This window comes from Deltaproteobacteria bacterium, assembly GCA_016931625.1.
In the GTDB taxonomy this organism is placed as follows: Bacteria; Myxococcota; XYA12-FULL-58-9; order XYA12-FULL-58-9; family JAFGEK01; genus JAFGEK01.
On the sequence record JAFGEK010000096.1, the window covers coordinates 1 to 17,431 of the forward strand.

The following is a 17,431-nucleotide window of genomic DNA, read 5'->3' on the forward strand; positions in this document are numbered from 1 at the left end:
AAATCTTATATTTAAAAGCATAAAAAAGATCTCTCACTACGTTCGAGATGACACCCATGTTTCGCCAGTATTTATTGAGAACTTACTTTTTATGCTTTACAACTGTCAGATTTATATGTTATATATCTGACATTATGCATGCCAGTTCTCATATTCGCCAACACATTAATAAAATAGCTCTGGGTAAACCGTTTCTATCTTCTATTTTTCTTAAGTATGGTAAACGAGCCACTATTGACCAAACGCTTTCGCGTTTAGTTAAGTCAGGCTTTATTGAACGTGTTGCTCGCGGTGTCTTCGTACGCCCCAAAAAAAATGCTTTTATAGGTACAGTACCGCCAACTCCATTTAAAATAGCTGAAACTGTGGCTAAAACCGTTGGAGCTAAAATTAGTATAAACGGGGCCGAGGCTTTGCGTCGTTTTGGCTTGTCTACACAAACACCAACCCAAGCAGTTTTTTACACTGAGGGGCCGACTAGAAAACTAAAATTTGGCAAATTAAAAATCATCATAAAACATGTATCTCCACGCAAGCTTGTCTTAGCTCATAGGCCAGCAGGTCAAGCAATTACGGCGCTTTGGTATTTGGGTAAACGCGGGATTACAAAAAATATAGTCGAGCAAATTATTGCTAAGCTTGAACCAAGCGAATTAAAGGCCTTGCATGCTGCTCAAGCAACCATGCCCAGTTGGATGTCTGATGCTGTGGTATCTTTAAAACAAACATAATAATAATGACTACAAAATATTTTGATCTCGATCAAAAAATGTTATCAGAGCATGATATCGGAAAAAGTGCGTTATCTGATATACAATTACTTAAAAACGTTGTTGCTCATAAAAAAATATTTTTTAGTTCTTCACATTCAAAATATGATGATTGTTTAAATGGTAATTTCATTTTAATTCCAAAGGATACAATGCTAGATGAATTAAATAAAGATTATAAAAAAATGATTAATAATGGCATGTTTATACATGAACCGCCTTCTCTTGATACTATATTAAAAAGCTTAAAAATTATTGAACAACAAATTAATGATGCCACTTGCAAACGCTAATAGTTGCTAAATAATTTTGTGGTAGTTTATTATCCATTCGCGGATTTTCTCAGCTGTATCTATACGATCTTCACCACCAGCATTAATGACATCATACAAAACTTGTGTAGGGTCAGCTAATTTTACTATCACACTCTTAATTTTTCGCTCAAGCGGTCTAGTAGCAATTGAATCAAAAAATATTCCATTGCTACAAAGAATTGAAAATGAAATATTAACAAAGGCACAAGAGTTTGATCTATTCTCACCCAATGAATTAAGAGATATTGAACAACTTAAAGAAGATCGCAACCTTTGCGCTCACCCAGCATTAAATAACGAAGGCTCTATCTTTCAACCTACTCCTTAACTCGTAAGAAGTCATCTTGTTCATGCAGTACATCATTTACTCGCTCACAAACCAGTGCAAGGTAAAAGCGCGCTTGAACGTATATTAATCGAATTATGTCGGGATACCTTTCCTTTAGAACAAACCCGCCGCATCTAAGGCCGCGCCAATTGTAGCGACCCCAACCAATTCAATGTCTGCGGCTTTGCCGCGCCAGCGTTTAAGATCAACATCGGGCACTAAAACTCGACGAAAACCAAGAGCGGCGGCCTCGGCGGTTCGTGCTGCTAGTTGCCCAACTGCTCGTACTTCACCTGATAAACCAACTTCACCTATGGCAACGAGATCAAATGGTATGACTTTTTTGCTCGTGGTCGATGCCAAAGCTAACATCACCCCTAAATCAAGAGCGGGTTCATTAATGCGCAAACCACCGGCTAAATTGACATAAACATCTAAGGCAGAAGTAGCAAAACCACTGTGACGCTCTAACACCGCGCACAACATAGCTACACGCTGTGCGTCGATACCGATAGTCGTGCGACGAGGGTTACCATATAATGTTGGACTGGTAAGCGCTTGTACTTCAAGCAATATAGGGCGCGAACCTTCTAGTGAAGTAACTACTGCTGCCCCTGAACCTTGAGCGCGTTGTGATAAAAACAACTCAGAAGGATTAGCCACCGGGGTTAGCCCTTCAGCAAGCATTTCAAAAATGCCTATTTCTTGCGCTGAACCAAAGCGATTTTTATGTGCACGTAAAATCCGATAAGGGCCGCTGCGTTCGCCTTCAAAATAAAGCACCGTATCTACCATATGCTCCATTACTTTAGGCCCGGCGATAGCACCTTCTTTAGTAACATGACCGACAACAAACACACAAAGGTCGGTGCTTTTTGCTAAGTTAAGTAAACGCTGAGATACCGCACGGATTTGGGTAACCGAACCAATCGGACTGCTTACTTCACCAATACCCACCGTTTGCACAGAATCGACTATTAATACCCGTGGATTTAACTCACGCACTGATGCTTCGACACTTTCAAGATTGGTTTCGGCAAGCAGATAAAGCTCAGAAGCTGTAATACCTAAACGAGCCGCGCGCATCTTTACCTGTTGTGGTGATTCTTCGGCACTCACATATAAAGCGCGTTCACCTTTGGCAGTAATGCAACCTGCAGCTTGTATTAGTAAAGTAGATTTGCCAATACCTGGGTCACCACCAACCAGTATCAACGCCCCTTTTACTAAACCGCCACCAAGAACTCGGTCAAATTCAATTAAGCCAGTACTTAATCTGGTGGTACCCGCATCAGCTACATCATTTAGTAATACTGCTTTATTGCTAAAGGCCCCCTTAGACGTTGGAGCACTAAGGTTTGAGTCGATAACTTCTTCGACTAAAGTGCTCCATTCACCACAGGTCGGACAACGCCCCAACCATTTAGGTTCGCCATGACCACAAGATTGACATATGTAGACCCTTCGGGCCTTTGCCATAATATTATTTCCCCCAATTAAAAATTTTAGCCTTCGTCTGGGTTTGCACTTTGACGACTATCAGCAAAAAGGGCGGGATTAAGTTCAACTCGTGCTAGTGAGCGCAAATGCTGCATCCACTCTTGAAAAACGCGATTTCGTTTAGACCAAAGTGCTTGTTCGCGTAACGAGTCTTTTTCACTTTCAAATTTAGTAACATCTGGAGTTTCACGGTCTTTTAAAACCATCACATAGTACGCTTTGCCAACTTTATAAGTCTTAGGCGCAATAGGCGCTTCTTTGCTTAAAGTAAAAACTGCATCTTTTAGTTCAGGAGCTATACCAATTTGCGGTAATGCTTCTTGCGTTTTGGTAATCCACTCTGTTTCATGGCGCTGCAGCGTTATATCAGGTTTATCTTTTTTATCGTTTGTCTTCTTAGCCATCTTTTCTTTTGGCTCGTTTTTGGTTTTGCTTGAATTTATAGTGAGGGTTTCAAACTTTTGGCCATTTTTTAATTTTTCTAATAATTCTTTAGCCGCAACAGAAAGCTGTTGATCTACCGAGCGTTCCCGCAAAATACTTGCAGCCACCTCATTTTGTACTTCGGCTTGTGGCTTTAATTGCGATGGTTTGATCGCCACTAACTGAATTAAATACAAATTATCACTTGAACGCACCGGCTCTTTGACTATTTCATTGGCTGCTAAAGAAAATATTGCTTTTTCGATTTCGGGGGCTAAATCACCACGTTTATGCCAACCGAGATCACCGCCTTTTGCCTTAGTGGCATCATCTTGTGAAAATTCTTGGCATAGCGCTGCAAAATCAGCACCAGAAGAAATTTGCTCTTTTAACGTTATTAATTTAGAGCGCAAACGTGCAATATCAGCCTCAGAAGCATCTTTTGCAACATTTAACACTATTTGTCGTGCTTGACGCTCTTCGGCAGTACGATAAAGAGCTGCATCAATTTGGTAACGATCGCTAATGGCTTGCGGTTCACTTTCAATAAGTTTCTTAATTTCAGCAGCGGTCGGTTCAACAAGCTTTGCACTAGCAACATCGAATTTTACATACTCGATTTTAGCGCGATCATGATTACGCATATAATCATCACGTAATTCATTATCATTTACGGTTACACTATCTTGTAAAAATTGTGCCACTTTTTGAGCTAATAATTCATCGCGGCGCTCTTGCTCAAAACGCTGTACCGAAGTGCGAAAATTACGTTCAACAAAATTACGATAGTCAGAGACATCAACGTCTTTAACCTTATATAAATTATGCAAATATTCGAGTAACTCAGCATCAGAAACCCGCAGACCCAAGCGCTCAGCCTCTCTAGCAAGCAGCTTGTTATTAATAAGGCCATCGATCACTTGATGGTGTAAACCCATTCTTTGGGCCATCTCTTCAGTAAAATCAAAATTACTAGCCTGGGCGCGGCGTCGCATCTGCTCAAGCTGATGGCTGTAGGCAATGGCAAAATCCTGTTGCGCAATATATTCGCCATTAACCATCGCGGCATAACTAACCGCGCCACCATTGTGACAACTTCCTGAGCCTGGCCCGAAGTTGACGGCAAAAACAACTATAATGCCCGCAAAAATTAAATAAGTGATCCAAGATTTCTGATGTCGTCGGATTATATCAAGCATGAGTTGCCCTATAACTCGTCAAAGCAAAATCGGGCAAGAGTTTGTAATACATCAATATGAACTTATACCTCTTGCCCAAAATGCATCTATATGAAAAAAAGCGCATGCGTAGGTGAGAGACATGATTATTGCTGAACATATTTCTAAATATTACGGTGCCAAGGTGGCTGTTTCTGACCTTACTTTTTCTATAAAAAAAGGTGAGGTTGTTGGTCTACTTGGGCGTAATGGTGCCGGAAAAACGACAATCTTAAAAATTCTCAGCGGCTTATTAGTACCTACTGCTGGGCGCGTACGTATTGCTGATATCGATTTGCGCGATAATCCAGAGTCATTACGGGCACAAATTGGCTTTTTGCCGGATACGCCGCCGCTATATCCCGAAATGAGCGTTACTGATTTTTTAAGTTTCGTGGCGCGAATCAAGGGTTTGCGTGGACCGATAAACGATAATGTTGAGCAAGCCTTAATAGCTGCTGATCTTGAATCAGTACGTAATGATCGCATTGACACTTTGTCACAGGGTTTTCGTCGACGCGTTGGTATAGCTCAAGCCGTAGTTAATAAACCAGCTTTAGTATTGCTTGACGAGCCAACTTCAAGTCTTGACCCAGCGCAAGTTGTACATATGCGCCAATTAATCCGTGGTTTGGCTCATGAACATACTATTATCGTTTCAAGCCACCTGCTTTCTGAAATAGAAAAAACTTGTGATCGTTTATTACTACTCGATCAAGGAAAAATAATTGCAGAGGGTAGTGAACAAGAGTTGGCACGTAAAATTTCAGCAGCGATCAATGTTGCAATTGAAGTTCGTGGCAGTAAAACCGCGCTTGAACAAACTCTCAATAATATAGCTGATGTTAAACGACACACTATTCTTAGTGATACTAACGGAATAATCCAAGCGAAAGTTGAATTAGATCACGATATTCGTGAAGAACTATCTAGTGCCGTCATTAAAGCTGGATTGGGGCTACGTCGTATTGAAGGTGATCATATTGAACTTGAAGATATCTTTATGTCTTTAACTACGACTCCAAACACTGATGAGGTAGCAAAATGAGTAATGTTTGGTACCTGCTACGACGTGAGCTTGGTGTATATCTACGCTCACCTGTCGGTTACATTATGATAGCTGTTGCCTTGGGGCTTGAAGGTTTAGCTTTCAATGCTTTCGCCCTTATCGGGCAACACAAATCAAGTGAAGTCTTAGAAACCTTTTTCTTTTGGTCTGGTGGCATAACCGCTGCGGTTAGCATCTTTGTAGCCATGCGGTTAATTGCCGAAGAACGTCAGAGTGGTACGTTAGCGCTATTAGCAACATCCCCATTACGCGATTGGCAAATTGTCTTAGGTAAGTTTTTAGGTGGAGTAATATTTTTAGTCGTACTAAACGCCTTATCAATCTACATGCCGCTTCTTATTTTAGTGCACGGTAAAATTTCGTTAGGCCATCTCTTTGCAGGTTATTTAGGCGTAATTTTATTTGCCAGTAGTACGTTAGCTTTGGGATTGTTGTGTTCGGCAGTTTCACCTAATCAACTAGTTGCCGTAATCCTGGGCAGCGGCGTGGTGCTTATATTTATCCTTTTATGGGCCTTATCAAAAATTGCCGACCCTCCGCTTGAAGATATTCTTGCATATCTATCCTTGCATAATAAGCACTTTCGCCCCTTTATGCGTGGGCTTATTAGCGTACAAGATTTAGTTTTTTATTTATCACTTATCTATGTTTCTCTCACTATGACCACCCGTGTTCTTGAAACCCGGAGGTGGCGTTAGCCATGATACGAAAATCTCCACTTCTTCATTTTTTTCTTGGTCTAATGGCGATTTATATCGCCATGCGCACTCTTAACGATAACGCTCGTTTATTTACATTATTCGCCGGCGGCGCCCTTTTAATATTTGCCATACTGCTTGCGATATTACGAATAATAAGACACACAAATGAAACCAATAGAGAAAGCCGTGCCGCCGCTAGCACCGCGCTTTGGGCATATGGCATATGTATTTTTGGTCTTATAATTTACGCAATCGCACACAATTTTTTTGATAGCGCACAATATGCCAATATTCGTGCGGTGTATAATGTTGCATGGCCGTTCATTATATTATTAGGCCTTATTCCTGCCCTGGCGATTGAATTAGCTATAGCTAGTATGACCGGCGCGCCAATGCTTGAGTTATGGCGGGTAAAGCTGGCAGCACGCTCAGCTCGTATAATTGTCTATTCTTTCATTGTATTTGCCGCACTAAATTACACTGCCTCACAATGGAATCGCAAAATCGACCTTTCTTATTTTCACATTTCGGCAGTAAGCGATGCCACCAAAAACTTAGTCGGTAATTTATCAGAACCGATACGTATATTGCTATTTACGGTACCTTACAATGAAGCAATGGAACAAGCTCAAGAATATCTGCAATCATTAGCTAATTTAAGTCCGCAGATAAAACTTGAAATTGTCGATCAAGCTCGTGCTCCCGATTTGGCTAAAGAATTTAAAGTGCGCAATAACGGTAATATTGTCTTTGCTAAAGGTAACCTTAATGAAACGTTAGCTATTGGGCTCGAAATGGAATCGGCACGCCACAAATTACGCAAGTTAGATAACGAGGTGCAACAGCGTTTGCTTAAATTATCACGACCGCCACGAACAATTTATTTCACTACCGGTCATATGGAACGTGATTTTAGTGCTAGTACTAGCGAAGAAAAACTACCAGGTTTATCAAATCTTAAAATGATTTTAGAATCTTTGGGCTTAACTTGTAAACGCTTAGGTATTGCTGAAGGTTTAGATCGTGAAATCCCAAAAGATGCAGGTTTAATAATCATTGCTGGTCCCATTGAACCATTTTTACCAAGTGAACGTATTGCTATAAAAAACTATCTTAATGATGGCGGTCGCCTTTTAGCACTTTTAGATCCAGACCATGGAGTTAGTGAAGATGAATTATTAGCTACTTTGGGTATGCAAGTAACTAAAGCATTAGTTGCTAATGAACGTGCTACTGTGAGAATTTCGGGGCGTGGTAATAGTCCATATAATTTTGCAACTATTCGCGCTTCTTCGCATCCTTCGGTAACCACACTAAGTAAAGCCGCTGGCAGACTTGCGGTTGTCTTTTTGGGTGCGGGAGCTATTGTTAAAACTGCACCTGATGATAAAGAACTGAAACAAAATTTCACTATTCACAGCACAACTGACAGTTGGCTTGATCTAAATAATAATGGAAAATTTGATAAAGACCGTGAAAAGCATTCAATCAGTGAACTAGCTATTGCAATTGAAAAAGAAATATCGCCGGTAAAAAATCCAAACGGCAAAAACTCTGATACAAATCATTCAAACAACAAAATCATGCGCGCCATTGTGGTTGGCGATGCTGATGTTGCTGCTAATGGTGTCATTGGTAATATGGGCAATGCCTATTTTATGCTAGATAGTATTAAATGGTTGGTGGGTGAAGAAGAGTTAGTTGGACCAACAACCAGCGAAGATGATGTCGCAATCGTACATAAACGCAGTGATGATACGGTGTGGTTTTATGGCGTTAGTTTTGCTGCTCCTGCCATTATCCTCACTTTAGGGCTATTTACGATACGAATAAATAAAAAGCGGAGACAATCATAATGCAACGCGCGAATTTGGTTCATGGTGGTCTGGCAATTTTTGCGATTAGTCTCGCTTTAGTAGCTTGGCAAAAACCAACTGCTAATTCAAATAATTCAGACATCAAGATAATTTCTGGTGAACCTGAACAAACGCAAGAAATAAATTGGGTTGATGATCAAGCTAGCATCAGTATTAAACGCCATGATAATAGTATTAAGGTTGCTATTACAAAAAAACCAAAACCTGCAGCTACCCAAGAGCAAAAAACTACTACTGAGGTTTATCCCGCCAATGAAAAAGCCCAAGAACTTTTTTCAGCTTTAGTACCATTCAGTGCTGCACGAGATCTTGGTATTGCCACAGATGCAGAGCTTGTAAAATTCGGATTAGTAGATCCGAAAACTAAACTCTCATTGCATATTGATAATAAACAACACGATATTCAAATCGGAAATAGTGCTTTTGGTTCTGGCAGCACTTATGTAAAAGCTGCCGATAAGCATGTATACCTAGTAAAAACCTCTCTATTTAACAATTTTAAAGGGGTGGGCAATGGACTTATCGAACGACGATTAATTATTGCAAAGCCTGATACAATTGAGAAGGTAATAATTTATAGCGATTCAAAAAAACGCGAATTAATTCAACATTTCGCGGAGAATCGTAAAAAAACTTTTTTTGCCGACCCTGCTGAACCTGAAACACAACTCAAACAAGCTACCAATTGGTTAGATCGCCTAATGCAAACACGAATAAATGGTTTCGCAGATCAAGTTCCTGCTACCTTGCCAGCTCTACGTGTTGAGTGGTTTGACGATAAAAAATCTCTCGGAAATATTAGTATTTGGGCTGCTGAAAACAATAGTGCAATCGCCAAAGATAGTGACTATGATGCACCTGTGAAAATCTCTAAAATAACCGCCGACTCCCTAATAAAAGATATCAGCTCAGTATTAAACGAATCGCGTTGATAATAATGTTAGCTCGCGATAGCCTTAAAAGTATATATGTTTTTAAGCTAGTTAATGGCTATTGGGATATATTAGAACAAGGAACTACTTTTAATATATTGTTACCATCTTTAGCTTGTAAGCATTAAGCGCAGCGACCTTTTAATTACCTTTATTAACGCCGATACCCCACTTGCAGTTTAAGTTCGTTGAGACGTTTTTGCAGTTCTAAAACATCAATCGTTGCATATTTTGCTGGTAACATCTTGCGATTTGATGCTTCAAATACTGCAATGAGTTCCATATATTCGAGCATATTTGTATCACGACTTGGCAAGTAATCACGAATAGCATTAGTAAAATGTTCAGCAGTAATTACCACTTCTTTTGCATATTCCCCAGCCAATAATACCACCGCTTCAATCTCAGCGTTTGAGTAACCAACTAATTTTTGGGATACTGCTTGGCGATCTTGAGGAAAAACTACTTGAGAATTGAAGTCGTTTTTCTTTATCTGGGCTTTAACTACAGCCTCAACTTCTTCTGTGGTTTGTGGATACAGAAAAGGTATTTTTTTATCAAGTCTGCCAGCTCGTTTAATATCAACATCGAGTTTATCCGGACGGTTGGTCATTAAAATAAACAATACTCGACCTCTATTTGCAGTATCAGACATAAATTCTTTAATGCGTCCGATTACTCTTGAACTAGTACCACCATCACTTTCACTTGCTTGATTGCCAAAAGCTCGATCACCTTCATCAATTATTACGATTACTTGGCCCATAGCTTTTATTACCGATAATATTCGCTCAAGATTGGCTTCAGTAGCACCAACCCATTTTGAGCGAAAACTTTTTAATTTGATTGCAGTAAGCCCTGTTTCTTTTACAAAAGCTTCAGCTACAAAAGTTTTTCCTGTACCCATTGGTCCAGTAAATAATAACCCCATGGGACAACGACTATTACGACCTTCTCGCATGTTTGTCGCAATGGTTTGGAGTTCATTTTTTATTTCTGCAATTCCACCAACGACACTAAAATCATGTTGACTATCTACGAATTCAATCAATCCAAAACACTCGCGCTCAATAATTTCGCGCTTACGTTTATAAATTAAACGTAGCAAGTCACCTTTACCTTCATCATCAGCAGGTGATTGTGCTTCTGGGGCAACAAGGTTTTTAATCTCTTCATTACTCATGCCCGTTGTGATCTCAGCAAGTTTTTTTGCGCGTGTTTCAGCTGACAATGTATTGCCTAACAATGCTGTAATAAATCGTTCGCGCTCTAATTGCAGGGCTGGATCATCGGGACCATGCGGCAAAGGTTCTAATAGTGCCTTGATTTGTACATTCTTAAGCCCCGCGGTAACTTCTACCAATCTTTGTTTAAAAGCTTCATCATATTTAGAGGCAATTTTTTCAATTACCATAGCACGTGTAAGTGAGTCCGGCAGTGGTACATGTAAGGTAGCACATTTTGGATTTGATACGATCTTCGGATTTAATTCGCTAAGATTTTCTGTTACTAAAAGTACCATATTGTCTGATTGCTCAATGAGAGGTGACATCGACCAACGATGTAACGCTACTATACTTTGACGATCACTATCTGAAAAAAAGTTTGCATCACCAACAGGTAATACCATTTCGGCATATTCGAAAATAAGCGCCACTTTTTTTTTGTTATGTAGTATTTTTTCAATGGCTGGTAAAATTTTGGTTGGTGATTTTTCTAATATTAAATCTTCAAGTTCACTGATGGCAAACGTTTTTTTAACAAACTTAACCCCTGAATAAATATTATATTGCATAATTATTTCGCGTGATGGAGTTAATACTATTTTACTAAGAAAATCGGCGAGACTATAAAAAGTATCTTCATAAAAAACTAAATCATGCACATTACCATGCAATACAAATTCGCTGGCTTCTCCTTTGAGATAGCGCCTTTTTAATTCTTCTGCAAAACTTGGCCAATTTGGCTTAGTCTGTGGCATGGTAATAGCCTTTCTTGATCGAAAATTCTTTTTTCATTCATACTGATATTGGCTTTAGTATTTATAAAAAAAACGTTCACGATGAAAGTGTTCATTCATGGTACTGATGTAGGTTTTTAACAGACAATTTTTATAAATCATAACTCACCGTAATTATTAATATTTCTAAATATACAAATAAATTTTCCTAACCATAATCAAAAAATGGTACGTTTATAATATTAAGAGTTTGGTGAACTACAAAACTGTAACATGGTAACCAACGTGGAAAAACAAAAAGGTAGAGTATTAGTAATTGATGATGACATCTTAGTACTAAAGTTACTCAAACAAAGGCTTGAAAAAGCTGGTTTTGAAGTAGCTACTCGCAATGAAGCACTTGGCACTTTAAAAGCTATCAATGATTTTGCACCATCTATTGTTATTGTTGATTTAAAGATGCCTGCAGTTAATGGTGACGCTTTAAGTGAATTAGTTCGCAAAAATACTAACATCCCAGTTATCTTACATTCATCAGAACCATTGATAGTATTGCAAGAAAAGGCACGTACAAGCGGCGCCATTGGAGCAATAACCAAAACCTCTGATGATGCATTGTTTCTCGCTCAATTTGATAGATTATTTACACGTTCAAAAACATCCATGAGAAAATCAGCGGATTTAAATTCATCAAAACATATAATATTTAATGAGGACAAAAAAGAAAAATTATAAATATTTAAATATCTAAATATCTAACGTATTAAATTATATGCTTAAGGAGTACTCTTATGAAGATCGAGGGACGACAACCTGATCTTCCCGAAACTAAAGAGCAAAACGAAGTTGATATGCACCAATTTTTGGTGGTCAAACTAGCTAGCGGTTTATATGCCTTTGCTGCTCAAAACGTAGTTCATGTAGCGTTGCCATTAACTCCTATGCCAGTACCAACAGCCCCAACATTCATATTAGGAATAATTCATATACAAGGGCGATTTATTGCTGCTGTCGATTTTCAACAATGGCTACAAGTATCATCACCTGTATCTCAAGACACCCCAGATATTAATTCTATTCATAATAACAATAATGCTCGCCTCGTTGTTATTGAAGGTACGCAATCAGCAATTGCGATTTTAGTAGACTCCGTTGTTGGACTACAATCAATTGCTGCAAACGCTATTCATACTACCGTGGGAGATGTTGCAGACAACCATAATGGGACTCTTATTGGCAGAGTAGGGATATTTGATTCCTCTAATGGTCCAACGACTATATTAAATACTAATGAAATTATCGCCTCACTAATTAATCAACAACAAACAAGTAATAACAGCTAGGGAGCAGTTAATGTCAGACAATGCTGATTGTTTGCTGCTTAGCTTTGCAAACCATCGTTATGTTGTTGTTGCTGATGAAGTAAAAAATATTGCATCAAGCCTAGAGGTCCTCTCATTTAATTCTCCCTCAACTTTTATTAGCGTTGATACTCTACTACACGAGAACAAAAATACCTCAAATTACCAACGTGAATATTGGCTGCAAGTGATCATTAAAGAAAAACCCACCTGGTTATGTACTCATGCAAATATTGAAGTCATTTCTCTTGATGTAAGTGGATTTTTTCAGCTGCCGGCATTACTTCGTCTCTGTGGTTGTGCGCCATGGATAAAGGGTATCGTAGTATTAAATGTAAATCATTCACAAAATGATCCCATACAATTAGCGATATGGATTGAGTTATCTGCAACACCCGAAAGTATTGATACTCATCGGAGTGTAAGATGACCTCAATGGAACAAGCTCGCATAGAGTTATTGCAAGAATTTCGTCGTTCTGTGCATGAGCGTGTCGAACGTATAACTTTTTCTTGGATAACCATAGAAAACGAGCCGGAAAATCAAGAACTCCTAGAAGGATTGCTTCGCGAATTGCACACCCTTAAAGGTGAAGCAAAAATGATGGGTTTTGTAACTTTAAGTCGTTTAGCACATCGCACTGAAGATGTTGTAATTTCTGCAAAGGAACAATCTTTTCAGGTTACTCCAGATTATGGTGACGCTATTCTTGCAGCTCTTGATGCTATGACTTCGCTTTCACAAGAAGAAGGCGATGATGGCAGGGCTGAAACAGGTTTTAAAGATCTATTTGCAAAACTTGATACTCTGATTAAAAAAGAAGCAAAAACAGCTTCTTCAAGCAACACTAGTAGTAATAAAGTTACCACTGTAACACAGAAAGAAAGTGCTGAAAATTATATTAATAACAATGAAGTGATTACTACAGCAGCTACCGTTAGCAATAAAGAAAAATTATCTCATCAATCAGGTCATAAAAAAGAAACAACTCTTGCTGTAACTTCTGAAACTTCAATAAGAGTTGATGCTAGTTTAGTTGCTAAATTTTCAGAAGCCACCAGTGAAGCCGTTGTTGCTCATGAACGTTATAATCGACATATTGACCTCCTAGATCAACTTTGCCAAGAACTCGATCCTATAACTACCCAGTTAGCAAATGTTACTCATTTAAAAAACAATACCAATAATAACTATCATCATAGTGTTAATGAACAATGCCTCCTTCAACTACAAAATCTTGCTACTTCTATCCAGTCTGAAGTCATAATGATGCGGGATATGATTCGACAAGGGGTACAAGAAGCACGCGAATTGGAATACCGTGCACGATTGTTACGCTTAGTCCCAATCTCTGGATTATTTGCAAAATACTCTAGACCAACTCGTCAATTAGCCCATGAGCATAATAAACTTGTAGCATTAACTATTACCCATCGTGGAGTATCTTTAGACCGACATGTTGTTGATGCAATCGCTGAACCTATTTTACATCTTGTTCGTAATGCTATCGACCACGGTATAGAAACTCCCGCACAGCGAGAACAAACTGGTAAATCAAAAGAAGGACATCTTGAACTAACAGCTTCACAAGAAGCTAGCATGGTACTAATTACTATTGCAGATGATGGCGCAGGCATTGATCCACAACAAGTACAACAACGTGCTATCTCTTTAGGTTTATTAAACGAAAATAGTGACCCTCTATCAACCCAAGAAGCCATCGCCTATTTATTTCGCACTGGTTTTTCAACTCGTACTATAACCACTGAAACATCTGGACGCGGTGTTGGGCTAGATGTTGTAAAAAGCCAAGTTGAACGTCTCGGTGGTTCAGTACGAGTAACCAGCTCATTAGGTATCGGTACACGTTTCGAATTACGAGTACCTTTAATGGTGGCATTAACTCGTGTACTAGTAGTGCATACACAGACTGCACGTTATGCCATGCCAAGTAACTCTATTTTAGCTATTATTGAAGTTGATCATACCAAACTTGAATATGTCGATGGTCGCCCCACTATTCGTTTCGAGGATAATCCCGTTCCACTCGTCGCCTTTGCCAGCGTAGTTGAAAATGGTAATAGCGACAACCTAAAACAAAAACGTGCGGCAATTATCGCACATGAATCATCTCGTGTTGCTATAACTATAAGTCGTGAACTTACAGATACTGAAGTAATTATTAAGCCTTTGGGCACTATTTTCGAAACTACACGACTATTCTCAGGTGCTTGCATTCTTGATGAAGGTAAAAGCGCATTAATTATTAATCCTGCTGAGTTAGTTGTACGCGCTCTTGGCAAACAAATGGTTTATGAAGCTTCAACATCTTCTCCTACTTACAAAACTGAAAGTATTATGCTTGTTGAAGACTCTGCAATCACCCGCGCCATGGTTGCCCGTATTTTAGTATCATTTGGTTATCGTATCATTGAAGCAACAGACGGAGAGCAAGCACTTTCTCTGCTTGCGCAAGAACATGTTGATCTTGTGTTAACCGATATTGATATGCCACGAATGGATGGTATTGCGCTGACTAGCCGTCTACGCGCCGAGAGTCGTTGGCGAACACTACCGGTAATCGTCTTGTCAACCCGGGGCAGCGATACCGATAAACGCCGTGCTCTATCAGCTGGTGCTGATGCATATATCGTAAAAACTCAATTTTCAGAAAAAACGTTACACGATACCCTTAAACGTAGACTCGGAAATTAATACCATGGATAATTCAACGACAAAAATTTCTGTGTTATTAGTTGACGATTCGCCATTGGTAAGAGCCATTTTACGTCAGGTACTTCTAAGTGCTGGTGATTTTACTATAGTTGGGGAAGCAGGAGACGGCCAAGAAGCGGTACGCCTTGCTGCTACATTAAAACCACAAATTATTACTATGGATTTGGCCATGCCACTTTTAGGCGGCCTTGAAGCTATTACTCAAATAATGTCAAATGCACCAACACGCATTTTGGTTATTAGCGATCCTTCTGTAGTTGCTGAGCGTAATGCTGCTTTTGATGCAATAACTCGCGGTGCCCTTGATTTAGTTACCAAACCAGCGGCTTGGATAAAATCTGAACGAGATCAACTAATACAAACATTACATCGTTTGGCAAAAGTACCGGTGGTTTTTCATCCACGTGGTTCTTATGAACATCGTCGCTTAAAACCATTACCTGCTAAACCAATTGTTATTAATGAGCCAGAAGTGATTGTAATTGGAGCCTCTACTGGTGGACCTCGTGTTCTTCAGGAAATTTTAGCTAAAAGACCAACCGACTTTCCGATACCTATAGTAATTGTACAACACTTAGGTGAAGATTTTGCCCAAGGTTTTATCGATTGGCTTGATTCAACTGTTAATATTTCGGTGCGTGAAGCGCATAATAATTGTTCTTTTAAGCCCGGCCAAGTCCTAGTTGGTATTCGTGGCCATCATATTGCTTTATCTTCAACTAAACGTATACGTCTGCAAGCTGATCCGCCTCGCAATGGTCATCAACCCTCAATTGATATTTTATTTGAATCAGCGGCTGAAGCCTTTGGCGCAAATGTTGTTGGTATTCTACTCACTGGAATGGGAAGTGACGGCGCGTTTGGACTTAATATGATACATAAGACTGGTGGAATTACCATTGCACAAAATGAAGCCAGTTGTGTTGTTTTCGGTATGCCAAAAGTTGCCATTGAATTAGGTGGCGTAAATTCGATTCTTAGTATTAACGAAATCAATCAACTTCTCGACTCACTTGCTAAAAGCGTTAAACCAAAAGTGGGGTCAGATTTATGACTCACTCAAATCCGCATACTTACTTTTTTCGTGAGGTTGATGCCTTATATATGCTGCGTGATAATATATTGTTGTCCGCAGCAAATATTGAACGTCCTATTTCTATTTGGTGCGCAGGTTGTGCTAGTGGTGAAGAGCCTTATACTATTGCAATGTTAGCAAAAGAAGTTGGTGCCAAGGTTGAAATTCTTGGCACTGATATAAACACCTCTGTTATCAATCATGCAAAATCTGGTCATTATCGTGAAAATAGTCTTAGACATATGCCACCACAATATAAACGTTTATGGTTTTCTCAAAAGAATGGTGGCTTTGAAATTAATTCTAACTTAAAACAAATTGTTACTTTTTCAGTGCATGATTTTCTAACTTCAAATTTACCACGACCGCGATTAAATATTAGTGGTATTTGGGATATTATTTTATGTCGTAATGCTCTAATCTATCATGAAGCTCCAGAAGTGGCACATGCTGTTGCTGGTTTTATATCCATGCTTAATAGCGATGGTTTTTTAGTGTTAGGAGCATGTGAATGGCTCGATTCACGAGTATTTATCCATTTACACTCACTTTGTGCAGTAGAAGCTTTTGAACAACAAGGTACTCTATGTTACCGAGCAAGTGACGAGAGCAAACCTTTATTGATAAATTCTGCCCCATTAATTTCTACAACTAAAAATAAATCGTTGACTAAAAATACTACAGCAAACCATCAACCTATAATAACTTCACAAAAAAATAATAAATCAAATTCTAAACGTCGTCGTGGCGATATGCTACTTGATGAAGGTAAAGTAAATGAGGCTCTCGAAGCTTATAATGAAATATTAGTACATGAAGACCTTGCAGCTGATATTCATCTTCGTATTGCTCTATGTCTTCTTTTACTAAATACTCTCGAAGAAGCACGCAAAGCTTTGCGACGAAGTTTATTTTTAGAACCCGAACTTTGGCCAGCGGCAATTTTGTTAGGTGATATAGTCACTAGTACTGATCCGATATTAGCAGTACAGAGCTATAAACAAGCAGCTACCGCGTTAAATAAAAATCCTGAGAAAATTTTTACTTTAAAAGACTACGAATCATTAACTCCATTTCTCATGCCACAGCATGCCGCAATAGAGGCGGTAAATTTAAGACTAAATAATTTATCAAATCATGCAACCAGGCGATAAGCCACTATGGACGG

General features: G+C 39.1%; 16 protein-coding genes. 13 read left to right on the forward strand and 3 right to left on the reverse strand.

The genetic code is table 11. From position 1 onward, the window contains the following. The first annotated feature begins 134 nt into the window (after positions 1–134). The 3 genes from JW841_08880 (at position 135) to JW841_08890 (ending at position 1,412) form a co-directional block, all read left to right on the forward strand. Positions 135–731 (forward strand): type IV toxin-antitoxin system AbiEi family antitoxin domain-containing protein, encoded by a 597-nt coding sequence (locus JW841_08880; protein MBN1961049.1) that lies wholly within the window; start codon positions 135–137, stop codon positions 729–731. A gap of 5 nt (positions 732–736) precedes the next feature. Next, positions 737–1,063 carry a hypothetical protein gene (locus tag JW841_08885; GenBank protein MBN1961050.1) on the forward strand — a complete coding sequence of 109 codons (327 nt, stop codon included), beginning with the start codon at positions 737–739 and terminating at the stop codon, positions 1,061–1,063. Positions 1,064–1,250: 187 nt separating this feature from the next. Further along, a complete protein-coding gene (locus JW841_08890; protein MBN1961051.1) occupies positions 1,251–1,412 on the forward strand; it encodes a hypothetical protein in 162 nt (53 codons plus the stop codon). Positions 1,413–1,526: 114 nt separating this feature from the next. Here the strand turns inward: JW841_08890 and radA are convergent, their stop codons facing one another. Beyond that, positions 1,527–2,891, reverse strand: a complete 1,365-nt coding sequence (gene radA, locus JW841_08895) for a DNA repair protein RadA (protein MBN1961052.1) — start codon at positions 2,889–2,891, stop codon at positions 1,527–1,529. 26 nt (positions 2,892–2,917) lie between these two features. Beyond that, complete coding sequence (locus JW841_08900; GenBank protein MBN1961053.1) at positions 2,918–4,534, reverse strand: SurA N-terminal domain-containing protein; 1,617 nt, start codon at positions 4,532–4,534, stop codon at positions 2,918–2,920. Between the two features lie 121 nt (positions 4,535–4,655). Between JW841_08900 and JW841_08905 the strand changes: the two genes are divergently transcribed. The 4 genes from JW841_08905 to JW841_08920 are packed head-to-tail and all read left to right on the forward strand — an operon-like array spanning position 4,656 to position 9,131. Further along, a complete protein-coding gene (locus tag JW841_08905; protein MBN1961054.1) occupies positions 4,656–5,600 on the forward strand; it encodes an ABC transporter ATP-binding protein in 945 nt (314 codons plus the stop codon). Then, a complete protein-coding gene (locus JW841_08910) occupies positions 5,597–6,319 on the forward strand; it encodes an ABC transporter permease subunit (protein MBN1961055.1) in 723 nt (240 codons plus the stop codon). The genes JW841_08905 and JW841_08910 overlap by 4 nt, the downstream gene beginning before the upstream one ends. A 2-nt stretch (positions 6,320–6,321) precedes the next feature. Further along, positions 6,322–8,178, forward strand: coding sequence for a Gldg family protein (locus JW841_08915; GenBank protein ID MBN1961056.1), 1,857 nt, complete (start codon positions 6,322–6,324; stop codon positions 8,176–8,178). Further along, positions 8,178–9,131, forward strand: a complete 954-nt coding sequence (locus tag JW841_08920) for a DUF4340 domain-containing protein (protein MBN1961057.1) — start codon at positions 8,178–8,180, stop codon at positions 9,129–9,131. Before JW841_08915 ends, JW841_08920 begins: the two co-directional genes overlap by 1 nt. Positions 9,132–9,285: 154 nt before the next feature. Here the strand turns inward: JW841_08920 and JW841_08925 are convergent, their stop codons facing one another. After that, the gene (locus JW841_08925) at positions 9,286–11,112 is read right to left on the reverse strand and encodes an ATP-binding protein (protein MBN1961058.1); all 1,827 of its coding nucleotides are present in this window, start codon (positions 11,110–11,112) and stop codon (positions 9,286–9,288) included. Positions 11,113–11,376: 264 nt separating this feature from the next. Between JW841_08925 and JW841_08930 the strand changes: the two genes are divergently transcribed. The 6 genes from JW841_08930 to JW841_08955 are packed head-to-tail and all read left to right on the forward strand — an operon-like array spanning position 11,377 to position 17,417. Next, a complete protein-coding gene (locus JW841_08930; protein ID MBN1961059.1) occupies positions 11,377–11,826 on the forward strand; it encodes a response regulator in 450 nt (149 codons plus the stop codon). Between the two features lie 56 nt (positions 11,827–11,882). Beyond that, a complete protein-coding gene (locus JW841_08935; protein MBN1961060.1) occupies positions 11,883–12,434 on the forward strand; it encodes a chemotaxis protein CheW in 552 nt (183 codons plus the stop codon). Between the two features lie 10 nt (positions 12,435–12,444). Continuing rightward, the gene (locus tag JW841_08940; protein MBN1961061.1) at positions 12,445–12,882 is read left to right on the forward strand and encodes a hypothetical protein; all 438 of its coding nucleotides are present in this window, start codon (positions 12,445–12,447) and stop codon (positions 12,880–12,882) included. After that, positions 12,879–15,167, forward strand: a complete 2,289-nt coding sequence (locus JW841_08945; protein ID MBN1961062.1) for a response regulator — start codon at positions 12,879–12,881, stop codon at positions 15,165–15,167. The genes JW841_08940 and JW841_08945 overlap by 4 nt, the downstream gene beginning before the upstream one ends. Before the next feature lie 4 nt (positions 15,168–15,171). Beyond that, positions 15,172–16,242 (forward strand): chemotaxis-specific protein-glutamate methyltransferase CheB, encoded by a 1,071-nt coding sequence (gene cheB / locus JW841_08950; GenBank protein MBN1961063.1) that lies wholly within the window; start codon positions 15,172–15,174, stop codon positions 16,240–16,242. Next, on the forward strand, positions 16,239–17,417 hold the full coding sequence (locus JW841_08955) for a hypothetical protein (GenBank protein MBN1961064.1): 1,179 nt from the start codon (positions 16,239–16,241) through the stop codon (positions 17,415–17,417). The genes cheB and JW841_08955 overlap by 4 nt, the downstream gene beginning before the upstream one ends. Positions 17,418–17,431 lie beyond the last annotated feature (14 nt).

Bases quoted from the DNA above. Each gene is read 5' to 3' on its own strand.
- JW841_08910 (MBN1961055.1), top strand. From the start codon at position 5,597: ATGAGTAATGTTTGGTACCTGCTACGACGTGAGCTTGGTGTATATCTA.
- JW841_08925 (MBN1961058.1), bottom strand. From the start codon at position 11,112: ATGCCACAGACTAAGCCAAATTGGCCAAGTTTTGCAGAAGAATTAAAA.
- JW841_08885 (MBN1961050.1), top strand. From the start codon at position 737: ATGACTACAAAATATTTTGATCTCGATCAAAAAATGTTATCAGAGCAT.
- JW841_08905 (MBN1961054.1), top strand. From the start codon at position 4,656: ATGATTATTGCTGAACATATTTCTAAATATTACGGTGCCAAGGTGGCT.
- cheB (MBN1961063.1), top strand. From the start codon at position 15,172: ATGGATAATTCAACGACAAAAATTTCTGTGTTATTAGTTGACGATTCG.
- JW841_08880 (MBN1961049.1), top strand. From the start codon at position 135: ATGCATGCCAGTTCTCATATTCGCCAACACATTAATAAAATAGCTCTG.
- JW841_08955 (MBN1961064.1), top strand. From the start codon at position 16,239: ATGACTCACTCAAATCCGCATACTTACTTTTTTCGTGAGGTTGATGCC.
- JW841_08935 (MBN1961060.1), top strand. From the start codon at position 11,883: ATGAAGATCGAGGGACGACAACCTGATCTTCCCGAAACTAAAGAGCAA.
- JW841_08915 (MBN1961056.1), top strand. From the start codon at position 6,322: ATGATACGAAAATCTCCACTTCTTCATTTTTTTCTTGGTCTAATGGCG.
- JW841_08900 (MBN1961053.1), bottom strand. From the start codon at position 4,534: ATGCTTGATATAATCCGACGACATCAGAAATCTTGGATCACTTATTTA.
- JW841_08945 (MBN1961062.1), top strand. From the start codon at position 12,879: ATGACCTCAATGGAACAAGCTCGCATAGAGTTATTGCAAGAATTTCGT.
- JW841_08940 (MBN1961061.1), top strand. From the start codon at position 12,445: ATGTCAGACAATGCTGATTGTTTGCTGCTTAGCTTTGCAAACCATCGT.
- radA (MBN1961052.1), bottom strand. From the start codon at position 2,891: ATGGCAAAGGCCCGAAGGGTCTACATATGTCAATCTTGTGGTCATGGC.
- JW841_08920 (MBN1961057.1), top strand. From the start codon at position 8,178: ATGCAACGCGCGAATTTGGTTCATGGTGGTCTGGCAATTTTTGCGATT.